Annotated in this window: 1 protein-coding gene; it reads left to right on the top strand. The window is 67.8% G+C overall.

The window, feature by feature from the left end; translation table 11 throughout:
- The first annotated feature begins 266 nt into the window (after nucleotides 1-266).
- Nucleotides 267-734 carry a PH domain-containing protein gene (locus H483_RS27545; protein ID WP_017836523.1) on the top strand — a complete coding sequence of 156 codons (468 nt, stop codon included), beginning with the start codon at nucleotides 267-269 and terminating at the stop codon, nucleotides 732-734.
- Nucleotides 735-737: the final 3 nt, after the last annotated feature.

Here is a 737-nt window from a genome sequence, read left to right as displayed (position 1 = left end):
GGGGGGTGACCTGCATTTTCTCTGAGAACGCTGCATCTATGCAGGTCACGGGGCTCTGGTGAGGTAAAGAGGGGTCTCGACCCGCCTTTTCCACACCCCTCACACGCTGTGGAGAACTTCCTCCACACTGGGGATAACGCCTGTGTGTTGACGATGCCGACGACACCGCAGGTCGGGACCGCGTCGACTCGAACGGCAGTCGAACTCCACCCGTGTTATTCATCCACAGTGTGGATAGTGCCTGTGGATAGGGGAGGATGTGCGGCATGAGTGGTGACGCCGTGTCGGGAGCCGGTCCGCGGGCGGCGTCGTGGTCACCCGGGGCCCTGTGGCCGGGCGTGCAGATCCTGCTCGGGGTGGCCCTGGTGGTGATCGGCCTGCAGCGGCAGGATCCGCTCGCACTGCTGCTCACCGGCCCGGCGGCGCTGTTCCTCACCCTGTCGGGTGTGTCCCACCTGGTCCGGCGGCCCCGACTCGAGGTGGTGGACGGGCAGTTGGCGATCAAGAGGCTCCGCCGCGTGGACTTCGTCCCGCGGTCCGAGGTGGTGGAGGTTCGCCTGCTGGGGGTCTCCCGATGGGGGGCGCGGCAGCACCTGCTGCGACTCGAGTACACGGACGAGCGGGGTCGCGAACGACTGGACGTGTTCACCCGGCTCGATCTGGGGGCGGATCCACGGGACGTGGTCGACGCGCTGCACCGTCTGGGATTCGGGGCGGTCGGCCACGGCCGGTGAGGG

This window comes from Dietzia sp. UCD-THP (assembly GCF_000349585.1).
Taxonomy (GTDB): Bacteria; Actinomycetota; Actinomycetes; order Mycobacteriales; family Mycobacteriaceae; genus Dietzia; species Dietzia natronolimnaea_A.
Note: the sequence above shows the minus strand (reverse complement) of the source record. Positions and strands in the feature narration are given on the sequence as shown.